Below are 16,091 nucleotides of genomic sequence, written 5' to 3' on the forward strand. Positions count from 1 at the left end.
TGTGTATTTAATAAAATGATAAGTGGAGATAAACCCCACTTATTAAAAGTTCATTTCATTCTCGGTTTACATATAAAATAAGTACAATTATGAGAGCACTTAAAATAGTCGTAACAATAGAGTATGAATACAAAATCATGCAAACTGGCAAACAAGCGATTGTAATTAAACCTGGCTTCGTAAATCCTTTAAAGATTAAATAAAAAATAATAAAAACAGCAACAAGAGTAAGCGCTATCAAATAATCAAATGCGATTAGTCCTCCAATAAATGTCGAAATGCCTTTACCGCCCTTGCCTTTAAATAAAATTGGATAGATATGTCCAAGTAAAACAGCCAGTAAAGCTAACATTACAAATGTAGAATCTTCAAAAAGGTATTTTGCAATAGAAACTACAATCGTCCCTTTAATTGCATCACCTAAAAATGTAGCAACGAAATATCCTTTTCCATATACGCGCCCCATATTTCTTGCGCCAGGATTTCCGCTTCCTTCATCTCTAATATCAACGTTATGTCTCCACTTTGTTACTATATACGCGGTCAATATGTTGCCAAATAAATAAGAAGCCACCAAATATAAAAACTGTATACTATTAATCATGTAATCATTCACTTTCTATATGGGAATACATATACAATATTCAATGACTATATATATTGTACTTTTTTATCTACATCCCTTTATACATTTTAACATCATATTTTTACAAATCATACAAAAATTCTCATGCTTCTATTTTTTAAAATATAAACCCTTCATTAAATGATATGTTCCTTTCACTGCTGATTCTGATTGTGATATAAATGTAACTTCTCCTATACTGTTCTCACAGCATTTCTTAAATTCATCGTATATTTCAGGCACGAAACGCAATATGCTGCCACTTACTGCAATTGGAGTGGATAAATCAAACTGCATCTTGTTATAAATATCTACTGTAATTCTTGCTAATTCTTTTCCAGCTTGCATCATAATTTCATGTGCGTCATCATTCCCATTTCTCGCTTCCTCAATAATGAATGGTGCAATTGCTGCAACTTTATCTTTTGAAGAGCTATATACTAGACCTTTTATGTGAGACGATGTCAAAAGTTGAAACTGGTCTTGAATACTTAAGCTTAATGGGCAAAGTGGAATTCCTTGATCAAATTGATTTGCTATTCTCTTTAAACCTTGCAACGCAATCCAATATCCACTTCCTTCATCACCTAAAATATGTCCCCATCCACCGCTATACTCGCACACTTCTCCTTTCTTTCCTAGACAAATCGCGCCTGTGCCGCCAATTGTTAAAATTCCATCCTTTCCTTGTAAAGCAGCTGCATGTGCAACCATTGCGTCATTAAAAATTTCAATTTGTGTTCCGTACTTCTTTTTTAGACATTCTGTTAATTCATTCGTATGTGCTCCAACTACACCTGCTAATCCTAAACAAATACAAACGCAATATCCATTTAATAAACCTTTTTGACATTGATCAATCGCCTCCATAATATGAAAAAGCGCTTCTTCAAAATCTATTAATATGTTTCCAAATCCACTTGTAGCTCTTACAAGTTCGTTTCCGTCTTTATCAAATGCAATTGCTTCTGTCTTTGTTCCCCCGCCGTCTACTCCAATCATATACTTCATATGTTCGCCTCATTTTCATCATCTTATTGGAGGGAATGTTGCATTCCCTAAAACTACAGATTGCTTTGCACCCGTTGCACTTGGCACATTACTCGGATTACGATGATGCGTTTCGTTCGCTAAAATTGCAAAGGCAATTGCTTCTTTCGCCTCTGAAGAATAGCCTATATCTTCTTGGATGAATATTGCGCACTTTTCTTCCTTCAATCCATTTCGCACCATTTCAACAAGGGTACGATTATAACTGCCGCCCCCCCCTAAAATCACCTCATCGATTTCATAATACGGCAAAATAAACTCCTTATAATGATGAACAATTGAACTTGCTGTAAACATCGTGACAGTGGTCAATATATTTTCTTTACTATACTTTTCAAATCGTTTTAATAATTCACTTACAAACTCTTTTCCAAATTGTTCTCTACCTGTTGATTTTGGTGGTTTCAAGTTCAAAAATGGATGATTCATACAATATGTCAAAATTTCATCTACAACTACCCCCTGTTTTGCAATCTCACCATTTTGATCATACGGCAACTGAAATAACCTTTGACATACTTCATCAATTACCATATTCCCTGGACCAGTATCAAAAGCAATTACACTCTCATTACTTCTTTTACTTGGAATCACTGTAACATTACCGATCCCGCCAATATTTTGTAGGAGCCTATTTTTAGTTTGATGACGATACAAAATGACCTCTGAATACGGCACAAGTGGTGCACCTTGTCCCCCTGCTGCCATATCCATCGTTCGAAAATTAGAGATAACTGCCGTGTTCGTTTCGTATGCTATTACTGCTGGTTCCCCAATTTGCAATGTGGACGGTATCATATTACCATCTTGCTTTGGTTGATGATAAATCGTTTGTCCATGAGAACCTATTAAATCTAACTGTTCCAAAGAAAAATTGGCCTCTTTACAAACTTCCTTTACAGCATTGGCAAAACATAAACCAAGCTTAAAATTTAAACTGCATATGAGTTGGACATTTGAACCTTCTATCGATAATGATTGTTGTATTTCCTTTTTTATCTCATCACAAAATAGAACAGTAGTAAAATGTAGAAGTTCGACCTTAGACTTTACACCACTCCCTTCTATATGAACGAGCGCTACATCTATTCCATCTAATGAAGTACCGGACATTATCCCTGCAATATACATAACATGCATGACCTCCTATTTACTAAAAAACAATCATGTAAGTGAAAAACGTACAACCAACTGAAAATAATATAAATCGAAAACACAACTGAGCTTTTGATGCAAACGAGCCATCAATGAAAGAAACAACTACAGTAAGTAAAATACTTGCCGCAATGCTTGTAACGAGCCATATACTATGCATTTGTGATAGATTAAGCATTCTTAATAAGGGTACAAAAAGTAAATTCGCACATATTACTCCAAATAATAATAAAAATACACCTTTATAACTAAATTTTATATGCATCCCATTTCACCCTCTCTGGATTTCATGTGAAAGAAGTGATAGGCAAAATGCCTATCACTAAAAAATAAAACATAAAACTTACGAATTAACAGATTCTCCGTCACCATTCTTTTCAATTTCAAGCATATTTTTGTCGTACATTTTAAAGAATGGTAAATAAATAAGGAATGATATTGCTATATTTATTAAAACTAATACAACTGCACGCCAATCTCCTCCTGTAGCTAAATAAGCGCCTATTGGGGCTGGTAATGTCCACGGCGGCATTATATGAGTTGGTGTTACAAGTCCCATTGTAGTTGCAGCATAAGCGACAGTCGCCGTTACTAGCGGTGTAATAACGAAAGGAATAATTAAAATTGGATTCAATACAATCGGCAAACCGAAAATAACCGGTTCGTTAATGTTAAAAATTCCAGGCACAATACAGGTTCTCGATAATGCTTTCGAATATTTTGATCGACCAAATACGATCATAGCTAACACAAGCCCTAACGTTGCTCCCGAACCACCAATCCATATAAACCATTGATAAAACGGCTCCGGTGCAATGAATGGAAAGTGACTCGCACCACTTGCCACAGCTTCACCATTCTTTCCTAAATATACATCCCAAAGCGGTCTCGCCACTGTTCCTACAACAGATACACCATGTATTCCGAAAGACCAGAAAAACGTAATTAAAAATACGGGTATAATAACGCCAAAGTAACTATCACCAGCTTTTACTAACGGTGCGGCTAATTTATCTACAACGTAATGTACATCCACTTTAAAAACGACAGTAATAAGACTCATAATGATAATAACGAAAGCGGCAGGTATAAGTGCTTCAAACGAACGAGATACTGATGGCGGCACTTGTTCTGGCATTTTGATTGTGACGTTTTTCTTCTTACAAAACCTTAAAATCTCCACTGATAAAATAGAAACAATCATCGTCACGAATAATCCATGACCTCCGAGATTTGTCATTGGAAGCATAAATCCTTTTTTATCAATTAATTCAGGCGTTAATGTTAATAACAGTGAACATACTGCAAGCTGTGCTCCTGATAAAGCATCTAACTTATAACTTTTCGCTAAATTATATCCTATTCCAAATGCTATATATAAAGACATAATAAACATCGTTAACCGATATGGTATTAATATACTTGTTTGATTCTTTAATGCCCACACTGATATGAAACTATCTTTCGGTAATGGTGGAAATGCTACTATTAAAAAGAAACTTCCTACGATAATAAATGGTAACGCCGAAATAACTCCATCTCGAATTGCTTGTAAATGCCTCTGTTCAGAAAGCCTTGCCATCGGTCCAGATAAATTTTTATCAAGAAACGTGACAAACTTATTCATAACGCTTCCCCCTAACTCATTAATTCATTTACAGTTTTCAATAATGTTGGTCCACCAAGCGGTGTGTATGCTTGCGGCGGTATGATACCGCAAGGAACAGACTCCTCTTCTGCAAATTTTTTTACTGAATCAAATCGATGTCTAATTTGAGGTGCAACCATTACAACATCCCAACCATTCTTTACTTCTTCCTCTACCTCACTTGTTCCAATTGCATGCACTTCCATGTTCACACCATTTTTCTCCGCTTCTTTTTTTAAAGCGTTTACAACAATTGCGCTGGACATTCCTCCAGAACAAACGAATAAAACCTTCATTATTGAATCCTCCTATACTTATAAATTGTTTCCTTCAAATGAAAGAAAGTTTCACTTTACTAACAAGCATATGAAGTAGTGAAAGAATTTAGTTGTGATGAAAGTAAATTTCACCAAAAATATTTTTCCTATTAAATTAATGTTTCAATATTTATTTTTCTCAATTGTCAGAACAACCTCACCTCGGATATTATTTTAGTTAACCATATAATAAGGAGGCGTATAAATGATCATGAAACGTTTATTAATGATATGTTGTATCGTCATCTTTTTTATTCCTTTCTCTTTCATTTCCCCTCACTCTACTTATGCTGAAGTAAATACTACGTCCAAAAAACACGAATTACGTGCTGTATGGATCGCATCTGTTCTTAATATTGATTGGCCCTCAAAAACTAGCTTACCTATTGAAAAACAGAAACAAGAATTTATTAGATTGCTAGACGATGTAAAAAACACTGGTATGAATGCAGTGGTTGTACAAATTAAACCAACTGCTGATGCTTTTTATCCTTCCAAATACGGTCCTTGGTCTGAATACATTACAGGTACACAAGGAAAAGACCCTGGATACGACCCACTCGCATTTATGGTTGAAGAAGCACATAAAAGAAATATAGAATTCCACGCATGGATTAACCCATACCGAATAACGATGAATCATACTGATATAAATCGATTATCAGACAATCACCCTGCAAGACAACATCCCGATTGGGTTGTACCATATGGCGGAAAGTTATATTACAATCCCGGTATTCCAGAAGTGAAAAAATTTATAACAGAAGGTGCTTTAGAGATCGTGCAAAATTATGACATTGATGCCCTTCATATGGATGATTATTTTTATCCATATAAAGTAGCGGGCGAACAATTCCCCGATCAAAAAACGTACGAAACATATAATAACGGTAGCTTTACAAATATAGAGGATTGGCGACGTGACAATGTAAATGAACTTGTCAAAGGTTTAAATACTGCTATTAAACAAGAAAAATCATACGTAAAGTTTGGCATAAGTCCGTTTGGCGTATGGCGAAATATAGCCGACGATCCGACTGGTTCTAACACAACCGCAGGTCAAAGAAACTATGATGACCTTTACGCTGATACACGTGAGTGGATACAAAAAGGATATATAGATTACATTACACCGCAAATTTACTGGAATATTGGTTTCACACCAGCTGCATATGACATATTAGTAGATTGGTGGGTAAAAGAAACAAATAATAAACCGATCCACCTATACATCGGTCAGGCGGCTTATAAAATTAATAATAACTCTGTCCCCGCTTGGTCTGATCCTGAAGAATATCCAAAACAAATTACATTAAACCGGCTATACCCTCAAATAAAAGGAAGTATGCATTTTAGCTTAAAAGATATTAATAACAACCCACTAGGAGTGAAAGATAGACTCTCAAAAGACATATATAAACATCCTGCATTAATCCCGCCTATGCCTTGGCTTGATCATGAACCACCAAAACAACCAAAACAACCTACTTTAAAAGGTGCTATTCCAAGAGAGGGAGGTATTGCTGTAGGTATCATTGATGATAGAGAGAATGATACTGCTTATTATGCCATTTACCGCGTGAATGGAAAAAATGAAGTGGATATAGAAAATCCGAAAAATTTACTTACTACTGTAAGAAAAACAAAACTTGGAGAAATTTATGTAGATAAAACAGTTATTTCTGGAGAGACGTATACGTATGTAGTAACTGCGGTTGATCGATTGCATAATGAAAGTATTGCTTCTAGTCATACTACTGTTAAAGCAAAATAACAGCTAATAAAAAACGCCTTAAAAGCTAAATATTATAGCTTTTAAGGCGCCTTTTTATTTATTCTTAAACTTCTCAGTCGCTGCTCTCATCTTCACATTCAAATCATGATCGATGGCATCGCGAATATCTCGCTCTACTTCTTCCAGTTCTTTTTGGAAATTTTGCAAGTAGATTTTTAATTCTTCTTCTTTTTCTGGTCGTTGTGATGGTGGTAATTGTACGACTAAAGATAACATCGCTGTTAAATCTTTCATTAAGAACGTTTCAAGTTTATGTTGTTGTTCAAACATACGCTGCTCTTGATAGTACGGCAGTGCATTCAATACTGAGATTGTAATATCATCAACCGTTTTTTGTAATGAAGGATTTATTGAGCGTTTATACGCTTGAATTGTATTTAGTGCATCTGGATAACGATCATAAAAATACAATTTATAAAACGATAGGTCTGTCGGTTTTACTGTTTGTTGTGATTCTTGTCTTAAGAAATCTTTCACTTTCATAGTTGCTAAGTCTATATCTTCATTTGTAAGCTTTTTTGTTGTTTTTGCCATTACATGTACTTTTTTCTGCTTTTCTTTCGGTAACATTGAGAAAACTTGCTCTCTCGTACGTTGTCCTGATGCACAGAAAAGAGTATTTAATGTATGCTGTTCTTTCTTCCCTTCCGTACGAATCCAGCGATAAAAGAGTGGATGTTGTGTAAATTCTTGTAGAAACGGTAATGATTTATTCGACAACTTATCTAAAGAATCGTTTGCTCTTTTATATGGTTTCGTCCATGAAAAATACAGTTTTCGTCCGAAATATACAACTAATACAACGACAGTAAATGCGATTAAAAGTAATGTACCTAACAGTACTAGTACTGTTTGAATGAAACTCATTTTTTCACCTCCTCTAATAATCTGCTATTTCCTTGGACGCTGAATGAGTTTCTGCTTCATCTCATCGTTAAATGTGTCTAGTTCAATAACAAACTTCTTACTTGACTCGATAATACGTTCTGATGATTTCTCAGAAGCTTCAATCGCAGCGAATACGTTTTGGAATGATTCACGTAATTTATCCATACTAATTGCAGGATTTTCAAGAAGTTTTGTTGTTTCTTCTGTATTTTGTTTTAAAGCTTGTGAGTTACTTAATACCATTGATTCAATTGCTTCATTTGTCGCATTTACAGCATCAATTGTTTTACGTTGATTTGTTAATGCCAGTTGGATAGCAGCTGAAACTGTTACAACGTTTTGCGTCATCGTAATTGCATTACGAATTGCTTCTGTTAATTTTTCGTTATTTTTCTTAATGATGTCTACAGATGCGATAGATTGTAATAATACACTTTTCGCTTGCTGCATATTACGTGTACGTACAAGTATCTTTTCTAATGCATCATTAATTAATGGAATATCTCTTTGACGCTCTGGATTTTGCTTCTCAGCTTCGAGCATGCCGGCAAGCTTTTTCCCTAAGTATACTTGTTTATCAAGAGCGTGAATTTTATCGTGCGATTGCTCTTTAAGCATCTCAAGACCAACTGTATCTTCTTGTAAGTTATCACGGCCAATTAAAAGTGATCTTATAATCTCCTCGATTTGCTTATCTATAGATTGATATTTATGCACGTATGTTTCAAGAGGATTTTTCTTAAATACTTTAAACATTATTTTTTTCATACCACTTGCTTTTAATGAGTTTGGATCTAATTCAGATACTACTTTTCGTAACTCTAACAATGTATTTGGAATTTCTTCATTTTTCCCATTCATCATCGCTGTTACAGGACGTTTTAACGCTGATAACGTTTGTCCTGCTGCTTGTTGCTCTTTATCTCCTAAATCTCCTAGCTGAGACAATACTTTTGATAAATCTGTATTTTGCTCGCTATTTAACTTTTGTACATAAAGATCAGCTTCTTTATTCAGTTCTTCTAGTTCTTCATCTTTTATAACTGTATCTACTACTACCTCTACATTATTGTCTTTCACAATCGATACAGGTTCTTTTTTCTCGAGTTCAGTCAACAAAATCGCTCCTTTATTTATATGTGCGAATTTATATGCACTATATTTCATCTATTATATCGTATTTCATATACATTCTGACTGCTTGAAATCGATTTTTTAGAAATGCCTGTTTATGCAGTCATTCCCTGTTTCTTACTATAAGTATACCTGTAATCAACATAATTTTCCTCAGACTTAAGACCTAGAGAACAACATGCTGAAGACGGATTCTTCGTATGTTACCTATATAATTTGCGTTCTTACCCTTATGCAGTGCTCATCTTTTGACATCTATCCGATTTCAATGTGATACTTATATTACGTTCCCTTCTATTTATTCTTGCGCGCTACAAATGCTCCCTTTTGAAACGCTAATAACACTGTTTCAAATGTATCATCTTCTTCGATCATTTTTATAAACTCAGCTAATTCACTCGCATGAGAAGTTGCATTATCGATAACAAGAAGGCCTTTTGGTTGTAACATACGTTTAATATGCTCAAGCCACCACATATATTGTGTTCGCTCTGAATCTAGGAAAATAAAATCAAATGAATGATCTAATTGTGCATCTAAAAATGCCCCCGCTTCTTGATTATGAACATCGATTCTTTGTAAAAGATTTGCCTTTTCAAAATTTACAAGTGCCTCTCCTACTCGTTCCGAAGAAAGCTCGACAGTTGTTACATTTCCATTAGTTTCTTCTACCGCACTTGCTATCCAAAGTGTAGAATAGCCATTAGAAGTTCCAATTTCTAAAACGTTTTTTGCATTACTCCCTTTAACTAAAATCGATAAAAATTGCCCCATCTCACGAGAAACATTCCTTAATTTTTCTTCCCGTATTCTTTTATTCCGATCATGTTCTTCTCCATATTGTTCAAGTTGCAATAATAATGTATCTAAAGTATCCATTCTTTTCATCGCCTTTCCAAGCAATATGATGAAAAAGCTCTTGCTGCCCGTCTACTTTTTATTATATGCGAAACAAAAACCTTTTTCCCGTTATATGACAAAGATTTATAATTTTTTATAGCATATTGTTTCGTTTTTTGGTAAAGTTAATTTCTACGTGCAATTATTCCATTCATATTATTTCACATTGAAATTGCAGTTATAAAATAATATAAACCCCATTTAAATGAATCGGTATTTCAAATTCAATTAAGCGCCCTTTTCGGACGCATTTTCTTTTGTTTATATATTTCTTAGAGGAAAGGATGCTTACTTATGAACGTGATTAGCTTAGATGCTGCTAGAAAACGAAAGCAGCATAAACAATTAATGATTACTATACCGATTATTACACGTATTTATGAAGAAGACGGGGAAATTAAATTTGAGGTAGCCGGCGAAAAAGATGTACCTCTTGAAATGTTAGAAAAGTAATAAAATAAAGACGCATTTCAGTTGAAATGCGTCTTTATTTTATATTTAAATGCATAAGTTTTTCAGGATTAACCATCATATAAATGTTTGAAATTTTCTCATCCTCAAATGCAAATGAAAGTACATAAGTCACTTTATTATTTATTGAAACTATAACTCCTGGTGTACCATTTACCTTTTTGAATTCAACTGTATACTCCTCTGTCAATCGTTTTGCAATTCCAAAGAGCAAACGTATAATTTTATCCGCAGAATAAATCGGATTAATAGCCGTTGTAACCTTACCGCCACCATCTGATTTGAATATCGCATCTGTTTTTAATACTTCTAACATACCTTGTGCATCTCCACACTGTAAGGAAGATACAAACTTTTCAACATAAGCAGCCATTTTCTTTGTGCTTAATTGTGATTCCTTCGGTTTCTCCAAAATGCTTTTTCGTGCACGTTGAAAGATCTTTCTGCAATTCACACTACTTTTATCAACAATCGAAGCGATTTCTTCGTAGTCATAACCGAAAACCTCTCTTAATATGAAGACAACCCTCTCTACCTCAGACAATTGTTGTAAAAGTAATAAATATGCCGTAGAAATTGATTCTTTCATTACAAAGGACTCTGATGGGTCATCACTCTCTTCTACAAATGGCTCTGGTAACCACATTCCGACATATACGTTACGTTTATGTGCTGCTGAACGTAATTTATCAATTGAGCGATTGGTTACCATTTTACATAAATATGCTTTCATATTTTCTATAGATTGAACGTCCTCCATATTATTAAGCGATATAAATACATCATGGACGATATCCTCAGCATCCATAACACTCCCAAGGATTCGGTATGCTAACGAAAATAATAATGATTGATACGTTTCATATAATTGCTCCGTTTCCATGATAAACTGCCCCACTTTCGGATTGCTTTAAAATGTGTAAGGCTGCACGTTTTCCGCTTGCTACCGCAGCATCAGCTAATATTTCATCATGCCCTGCCCAATCTCCTGCAACGTAAACACCTGGCATTTCAGGTATATTAGGGCCCGGTTTTTCAACACGGTCAATATGAGGAAAATCATGTACTACCGTTATTTTCGGTAAATATTGCTTTGCAATAACTTCCCTTTTCCAATTTGGATGTAACAATTCCATCGTATTTTCTAACTGTTCTTTATCTTCATAAATATGATTCATCTCTAACACAGGATTATGATACTTAATTAAACTCACTGCAATTGATCCATCTTCACTTAATTTAGCTGCTCTTGATTGATTCGTAAAAAATATAGGTTGATCTAATCCCAATGCAAAATGATGCAAAGGATTCGGCAATTGTTTTAAACCAATATCTAACGCTGCCACGGTCACTGGTATAGATTGTTCACTCCATTTTTGCAAACTTGTTCCTTCAGCACCTTTTATCATTTTACAAGCCTCTTTCGGTGGAATTGTTACAATGACTGCATCTGTTTCAAATACTTCATCGTCAAAACAGTATATTCTTTGTTTCCCTTCACAATGCTCTATTTTCAAAACATGCTTTTTAGTCAGAAATTGCACACCATTCGTATTCGCTATATCCCTTAAATTTGTTATTATCGTCTCCCAACCACCATCTACATAAAGTACTCCTTCTTTCATAGAAAGCTGTATTTGCTTTAGTACTGAAGATGCTAATTGTATTGTTGGAGCATACGTATATGTTGTTGTTCGGCATAATGCATAAAATATATTTCGAACCATTGGATCTTTAATTTCATTTTCTGCCCATGTAGTTAGACTCATTTTAGGAATTTTTCCTACATCTAAATTCCCTAACTGAATCATAAGACGAGAGAACTGTACTTTTGCAGACCATGAAAGTAACGGTGTTGATAAAATAGAGCGAAAATCTGTTGGGATGGTGAAAATATCCCCTTTCCATATTCCGTGTGCTTTTGTAGATGGGATTCCACCTGGAAGATTCATACCTAGTTCATTAAAAGCTATAAACGCTGCCCCGCCTCGATATAAAGCATGTGCACCAAGATTCATATAAATGCCATTTTTATTTATAGTCATCCCTCGACCACCGAAGTGACTGGACTTTTCTAATACAATAACTTTCCTTCCAGCTTTCGCTAAATATATAGATGCTGTTAATCCAGCAAGCCCACCACCAATAATTGCTACATCAAAATTTTTCATAATAAAATCCCTCCTTATCGGTTCTACATACAAGACGAACGATTAAGGAGGGATGTGACATTCCGTTACACATAATTTATTTTTCCTAACCACTTTATTGCAGTATCACCTGTCAAACAGTGGCTTAAAACTAATTTATATCCCTTAAAGTGTTGGTGAACATTTTCTGGAATTGTAACAGCTATACCTTCTACAAATGAATTTGTTTACATAATAATATTATTTTCTAACTCATTACATGCTGGTGCCAAATTTCTCCTTCTTCTTCACTCATCCCTCCTATTATTTTTGAAAAATCTATTTTTCTATCAAATGATTCTTTTAACATATAAAATTGTTCAAACGATCCTGTAAATACTTCTAATGAATGAGAACAACAAATCGTTTCAAGGTTATCAATTGTTGCGCCATCTAATTCTAATTCCTTTAGTCCTTTCATTTTACCTAATGCCGCTCCATCCTTTACCTTTGTATCTGTCAACTTTATATTTTGAATTGACGCATTGTGTTGAAAGCAATTTAAATTAGAAATGATGCTATTTTCAAATTCAATTGTTATTAACTTATTTAAATTTTGTAAAATAAGCAAATCCAATTCACTTACATTTTCTAAACCTAAAATATACAAATGCTTTAAAGTATCTACTTTTGAAATTGCATAGAGCTGCTCGCGATTTGAAATATGTACAGTAAGCGATTCTAACTTTTTAAACTGCGTTAGTAACGAAAAATCTTGAATACTAGTATGTGAAATATCTAATTTTTTTAATGATGGCATTTCTACAAGTGCCGATAAATTATTTACACTCGTCTTCTTCATGTTCATTTCTTCTAAGTGCTGCAAATGTAATACTGGTGTTAAATCTTGTACCGGATTATTAACTAAATATAACTTCTTTAAAGAATTCATTCGTTCTAATCCTGTTAAATCTTTAATTTCATTTCCAGATAAAATTAGTTCTCTCACTTCTGTGCACATCTGTAGTGGACTAATATCTATTAACTCATTTCCACCTAAATATAACCTCTTCTCTCTAATAAACTTGTCTGCACGTTCGGACGGCCCCACTATATCTTTCCAATTCTCATCTAAACTATCGTACCAACCTTTAACGTTTTTTTCAGATTGAAATATAAATTGAGGATGTAAAACAGGTAATTCAATATTAAATAACGCGTCTAAAAAATGTATATTATCGTTAGCGCCATAACTCCAATATAAATAGTCTTCCTCTTGGTGAATCGTGAAATTTTTATTTTTTAGCGTTTGTAAAATAAATAGTAAAAAATCTGAAATTCTATTCGCAATTACATATTTTACTTCTTCATCTCGTCCAAAATTAATAACTTGTCCCACTTTCCCCTTTTCACCCGGATCAACATCTATTCCAATATTATTCCCTCCATAATCCTTACTAATAGGTATCCAATTGCGATTCACATATCTTTCCTTAATGCATTCTGTTGGTATTGAAAATGCATCAAAATTAAAAAACGCATCATCTTCAATACTTTTCCATACTTTCCACTCATCCAAAACTTCATCTAACGAGAGAAATGGCAAACCAAAAAATAATCCTGGTCCTGATTTAACCTCACCGTTATGAGCAAGATACAGATTACGTAATTCGTCTGGAAATGAAATCCCCATTTCACTTTCGGCATATTGAATTTCTTCTATTGTTGCAGGTGCATTCAAAAACGGTTTAAAGTAATTTTTCAATTCAATTTCCAACTCTTTTAAAAAAGTATGATTCATTTTCTACACTCCCCTTGCATTCCATAATAAACAAGCGCTATCAATTACATTAATTGTAATTAATAGCGCTTGTTTTCGCAATGAAACTAATTTTATACTATTTCTTCTTAATCCAATTATACTGTATACGAACTAATAACAATATGATTTAACAAACTAAAAGCAGCGCCCTTTCACATTTCAATAACTAGACTCATACCCTAATTTCAGATTGCAATCCAGCACAAGAAAGGCGGGTAATACGAATGACTTCTCATATTGACTACACCTCCCCCTCAACTAATTTCACTTATGATTTAAGTAAAAGTAATTTTTTTAAGAAAGATGCCCAAAATTATATAAACGTTCTTAGCACCAAACAATTAAACACTTTAGAAAATACTTCTTTATTAGATATTTATTTAAGTACAGGTAATGTTGTAGAGCCACATATTCATCAAAATGCCGCTGAACTTGTTTACTGTATTTCAGGATCTGCTGTTGTTTCTTTACTTAATCCATTTACGAATCAAATATTAAACTTACCGATAAAGCCAGGGCAAGTTGCTAATATTCCACAAGCGTGGTGGCATTACGAAATTGCTACAGCAGATCATACTCATTTATTAGCCATTTTTGATGCCCCAACCCCAGAAGTCATTTTTGGTTCTGATATTTTAAGATTAACTCCCGCTAATATGATGGCTCATACTTATTGTCTCAATGAACAACAATGGAAACAAGCAGTATCACCAATTCAATCCACTACGGTAATTGGTCCTCCCGCAAACTGTAATCAAAACCGCGGGAAGATAAACCCAGCAACTCAACCCCCATCTCAACCACAAAATTTATATTACCAAGATTCATACTATTTTCCTCCATATTGGGGTTACTGATTCAAGTCATTTCTACTAGAAAACTATAATTCATCTCCTTGGAAAACCCCTGGAGATTTTTTTATATCAACATCTTAAAATTCCATTCTTTATCGTAACGATTAATAGAGCTTATACATATAATATTTATATATCAAATTGGAGGTGATGATACTATGAGTAATTATAGCAACTATCGAAAAAACTATTCTAATAACAAAAATAGTAGTTCTTCAACTTCTTCTCAATCTTCCAATTCTCAATCGCAAAGAGATTTAGCTCAACAAGGTTATGTAAAGAAAAAAGGGTGTAATTGTAATAAAAACAAATAATTTATTACTACATTTCACCGCGCATGATAAACAATAAGCTACCCTACTATATAGTATATTTAAAGGATAAATTCTATTTTTAATAGAATTTATCTTTTTTTTGCTGATAGAAAAATTTTTAAATTATATTTTTTATTCCATAAACTATAAAGTGTAAATCATAATTTGAATTTTTTTTACCAACTTAACAAAGAGAATTTTCCAATTGATTTATTACTTAGTTTCCACAAAAAATATAGCCCTTCCTATTATTAGGAAGGGCTATATACAAATACCAGTTTAATTTCCCACTAAACATTGTAACGAATTAAACGATATTAAGACCTGCACTTACAAACCCTTCAAGTGTAGCTGCTGCACTAGCTCCTGTTAATGAAACATATAGTAGTATTTTATCCCCAGCGGCTACTGGAATATTAAGAGGTTCGATTCCTGTTGCTGTAGCACCAAACACTATTCCGGCAAATGTTGGTGCTAATAATAGAGGTGCTCCCACTGGTGAAAACGTATTACTTCCTGCAGATGCAATTAATATTTGCATTTGAACTTGAGTAGTTCCTAATAATATAACTCCCGCTGTTACACTAAAGAAACCTGCTAATGACGTAATAGTCCCTGCGCGTGGTGCTACAAATGCATAATCACCTACACCTAACGCTAATGTGATATCGCCTCCACCCAATAAAGATACGCCAGGCTGACTAAAACCAAATCCAAGGAGAGTTCCTGTACCAATAGTTCCTGCTACCAGGTTAATTAATATAGCTGGTGTTGTACCTGAAGCATATGGAATAATAGCTCCGCCACCTGTTGCTCCTGTTGCTCCTGTTGCTCCTGTTGCTCCTGTTGCTCCTGTCGCTCCTGTTTCACCTGTTGCTCCTGTTGCTCCTGTTGCTCCTGTTGCTCCTGTTGCTCCCGTTGCTCCTGTTGCTCCTGTTTCACCTGTTGCTCCTGTTGCTCCTGTTGCTCCCGTTGCTCCTGTTGCTCCT

Annotated in this window: 16 protein-coding genes; 3 read left to right on the plus strand and 13 right to left on the minus strand. The window is 34.3% G+C overall.

Going from position 1 to position 16,091, the window contains the following annotated elements:
* Positions 1 to 55: 55 nt before the first annotated feature.
* The 6 genes from plsY to BAQ48_RS18175 form a co-directional block, all read right to left on the minus strand.
* On the minus strand, positions 56 to 604 hold the full coding sequence (gene plsY / locus BAQ48_RS18150) for a glycerol-3-phosphate 1-O-acyltransferase PlsY (RefSeq protein WP_071712239.1): 549 nt from the start codon (positions 602 to 604) through the stop codon (positions 56 to 58).
* A gap of 132 nt (positions 605 to 736) precedes the next feature.
* Entirely contained in the window at positions 737 to 1,636 is a 900-nt protein-coding gene (locus BAQ48_RS18155) for a BadF/BadG/BcrA/BcrD ATPase family protein (protein ID WP_071712240.1), read from the minus strand.
* Between the two features lie 18 nt (positions 1,637 to 1,654).
* Positions 1,655 to 2,806 carry an anhydro-N-acetylmuramic acid kinase AnmK gene (anmK, locus tag BAQ48_RS18160; RefSeq protein WP_071712241.1) on the minus strand — a complete coding sequence of 384 codons (1,152 nt, stop codon included), beginning with the start codon at positions 2,804 to 2,806 and terminating at the stop codon, positions 1,655 to 1,657.
* Between the two features lie 22 nt (positions 2,807 to 2,828).
* The gene (locus BAQ48_RS18165; RefSeq protein ID WP_071712242.1) at positions 2,829 to 3,095 is read right to left on the minus strand and encodes a hypothetical protein; all 267 of its coding nucleotides are present in this window, start codon (positions 3,093 to 3,095) and stop codon (positions 2,829 to 2,831) included.
* A 78-nt stretch (positions 3,096 to 3,173) separates the two neighbouring features.
* On the minus strand, positions 3,174 to 4,457 hold the full coding sequence (locus tag BAQ48_RS18170) for a PTS sugar transporter subunit IIC (protein ID WP_001032283.1): 1,284 nt from the start codon (positions 4,455 to 4,457) through the stop codon (positions 3,174 to 3,176).
* Between the two features lie 11 nt (positions 4,458 to 4,468).
* Complete coding sequence (locus BAQ48_RS18175) at positions 4,469 to 4,774, minus strand: PTS sugar transporter subunit IIB (protein WP_000865910.1); 306 nt, start codon at positions 4,772 to 4,774, stop codon at positions 4,469 to 4,471.
* Between the two features lie 226 nt (positions 4,775 to 5,000).
* Between BAQ48_RS18175 and BAQ48_RS18180 the strand changes: the two genes are divergently transcribed.
* On the plus strand, positions 5,001 to 6,569 hold the full coding sequence (locus tag BAQ48_RS18180; protein ID WP_071712243.1) for a glycoside hydrolase family 10-like protein: 1,569 nt from the start codon (positions 5,001 to 5,003) through the stop codon (positions 6,567 to 6,569).
* Between the two features lie 54 nt (positions 6,570 to 6,623).
* Here BAQ48_RS18180 and BAQ48_RS18185 read toward each other — a convergent pair whose 3' ends face one another.
* The 3 genes from BAQ48_RS18185 to BAQ48_RS18195 all read right to left on the minus strand — a co-directional run bounded on the left by BAQ48_RS18185 (position 6,624) and on the right by BAQ48_RS18195 (position 9,500).
* Positions 6,624 to 7,457 (minus strand): DUF3974 domain-containing protein, encoded by an 834-nt coding sequence (locus tag BAQ48_RS18185; RefSeq protein WP_071712244.1) that lies wholly within the window; start codon positions 7,455 to 7,457, stop codon positions 6,624 to 6,626.
* 24 nt (positions 7,458 to 7,481) lie between these two features.
* The gene (locus BAQ48_RS18190) at positions 7,482 to 8,594 is read right to left on the minus strand and encodes a toxic anion resistance protein (RefSeq protein WP_000137407.1); all 1,113 of its coding nucleotides are present in this window, start codon (positions 8,592 to 8,594) and stop codon (positions 7,482 to 7,484) included.
* Positions 8,595 to 8,906: 312 nt separating this feature from the next.
* Positions 8,907 to 9,500 carry an O-methyltransferase gene (locus tag BAQ48_RS18195; RefSeq protein WP_071712252.1) on the minus strand — a complete coding sequence of 198 codons (594 nt, stop codon included), beginning with the start codon at positions 9,498 to 9,500 and terminating at the stop codon, positions 8,907 to 8,909.
* A 306-nt stretch (positions 9,501 to 9,806) separates the two neighbouring features.
* Here BAQ48_RS18195 and BAQ48_RS27995 point away from each other — a divergent pair, with 306 nt between their 5' ends.
* Entirely contained in the window at positions 9,807 to 9,965 is a 159-nt protein-coding gene (locus BAQ48_RS27995) for a hypothetical protein (RefSeq protein ID WP_071712245.1), read from the plus strand.
* Positions 9,966 to 9,999: 34 nt separating this feature from the next.
* On the opposite strand, the gene BAQ48_RS18205 is transcribed toward BAQ48_RS27995, so the two are convergent.
* From BAQ48_RS18205 to BAQ48_RS18215, 3 genes are all read right to left on the minus strand, one after another.
* On the minus strand, positions 10,000 to 10,866 hold the full coding sequence (locus tag BAQ48_RS18205) for a sigma-70 family RNA polymerase sigma factor (protein ID WP_071712246.1): 867 nt from the start codon (positions 10,864 to 10,866) through the stop codon (positions 10,000 to 10,002).
* Entirely contained in the window at positions 10,844 to 12,154 is a 1,311-nt protein-coding gene (locus BAQ48_RS18210) for a phytoene desaturase family protein (RefSeq protein WP_071712247.1), read from the minus strand. The genes BAQ48_RS18205 and BAQ48_RS18210 overlap by 23 nt, the downstream gene beginning before the upstream one ends.
* Positions 12,155 to 12,380: 226 nt before the next feature.
* On the minus strand, positions 12,381 to 13,913 hold the full coding sequence (locus BAQ48_RS18215; RefSeq protein ID WP_071712248.1) for an SMI1/KNR4 family protein: 1,533 nt from the start codon (positions 13,911 to 13,913) through the stop codon (positions 12,381 to 12,383).
* A 245-nt stretch (positions 13,914 to 14,158) separates the two neighbouring features.
* Here BAQ48_RS18215 and BAQ48_RS18220 point away from each other — a divergent pair, with 245 nt between their 5' ends.
* Positions 14,159 to 14,791 carry a cupin domain-containing protein gene (locus tag BAQ48_RS18220; RefSeq protein ID WP_071712249.1) on the plus strand — a complete coding sequence of 211 codons (633 nt, stop codon included), beginning with the start codon at positions 14,159 to 14,161 and terminating at the stop codon, positions 14,789 to 14,791.
* A 618-nt stretch (positions 14,792 to 15,409) separates the two neighbouring features.
* On the opposite strand, the gene BAQ48_RS18225 is transcribed toward BAQ48_RS18220, so the two are convergent.
* Positions 15,410 to 16,091 (minus strand): exosporium glycoprotein BclB-related protein (locus BAQ48_RS18225; protein ID WP_278248820.1); only part of this gene is annotated, 682 nt, incomplete at its 5' end.

It is taken from the genome of Bacillus luti, from assembly GCF_001884105.1.
Taxonomy (GTDB): Bacteria; Bacillota; Bacilli; order Bacillales; family Bacillaceae_G; genus Bacillus_A; species Bacillus_A luti.

What these genes read in the sequence shown, in the direction of transcription:
- BAQ48_RS18155 (WP_071712240.1), bottom strand. Translation starts at nt 1,636, where the DNA reads ATGAAGTATATGATTGGAGTAGACGGCGGGGGAACAAAGACAGAAGCA.
- BAQ48_RS18185 (WP_071712244.1), bottom strand. Translation starts at nt 7,457, where the DNA reads ATGAGTTTCATTCAAACAGTACTAGTACTGTTAGGTACATTACTTTTA.
- BAQ48_RS18165 (WP_071712242.1), bottom strand. Translation starts at nt 3,095, where the DNA reads ATGCATATAAAATTTAGTTATAAAGGTGTATTTTTATTATTATTTGGA.
- BAQ48_RS18205 (WP_071712246.1), bottom strand. Translation starts at nt 10,866, where the DNA reads ATGGAAACGGAGCAATTATATGAAACGTATCAATCATTATTATTTTCG.
- BAQ48_RS27995 (WP_071712245.1), top strand. Translation starts at nt 9,807, where the DNA reads ATGAACGTGATTAGCTTAGATGCTGCTAGAAAACGAAAGCAGCATAAA.
- BAQ48_RS18215 (WP_071712248.1), bottom strand. Translation starts at nt 13,913, where the DNA reads ATGAATCATACTTTTTTAAAAGAGTTGGAAATTGAATTGAAAAATTAC.
- BAQ48_RS18210 (WP_071712247.1), bottom strand. Translation starts at nt 12,154, where the DNA reads ATGAAAAATTTTGATGTAGCAATTATTGGTGGTGGGCTTGCTGGATTA.
- plsY (WP_071712239.1), bottom strand. Translation starts at nt 604, where the DNA reads ATGATTAATAGTATACAGTTTTTATATTTGGTGGCTTCTTATTTATTT.
- anmK (WP_071712241.1), bottom strand. Translation starts at nt 2,806, where the DNA reads ATGTATATTGCAGGGATAATGTCCGGTACTTCATTAGATGGAATAGAT.
- BAQ48_RS18195 (WP_071712252.1), bottom strand. Translation starts at nt 9,500, where the DNA reads ATGAAAAGAATGGATACTTTAGATACATTATTATTGCAACTTGAACAA.
- BAQ48_RS18180 (WP_071712243.1), top strand. Translation starts at nt 5,001, where the DNA reads ATGATCATGAAACGTTTATTAATGATATGTTGTATCGTCATCTTTTTT.
- BAQ48_RS18170 (WP_001032283.1), bottom strand. Translation starts at nt 4,457, where the DNA reads ATGAATAAGTTTGTCACGTTTCTTGATAAAAATTTATCTGGACCGATG.
- BAQ48_RS18220 (WP_071712249.1), top strand. Translation starts at nt 14,159, where the DNA reads ATGACTTCTCATATTGACTACACCTCCCCCTCAACTAATTTCACTTAT.
- BAQ48_RS18175 (WP_000865910.1), bottom strand. Translation starts at nt 4,774, where the DNA reads ATGAAGGTTTTATTCGTTTGTTCTGGAGGAATGTCCAGCGCAATTGTT.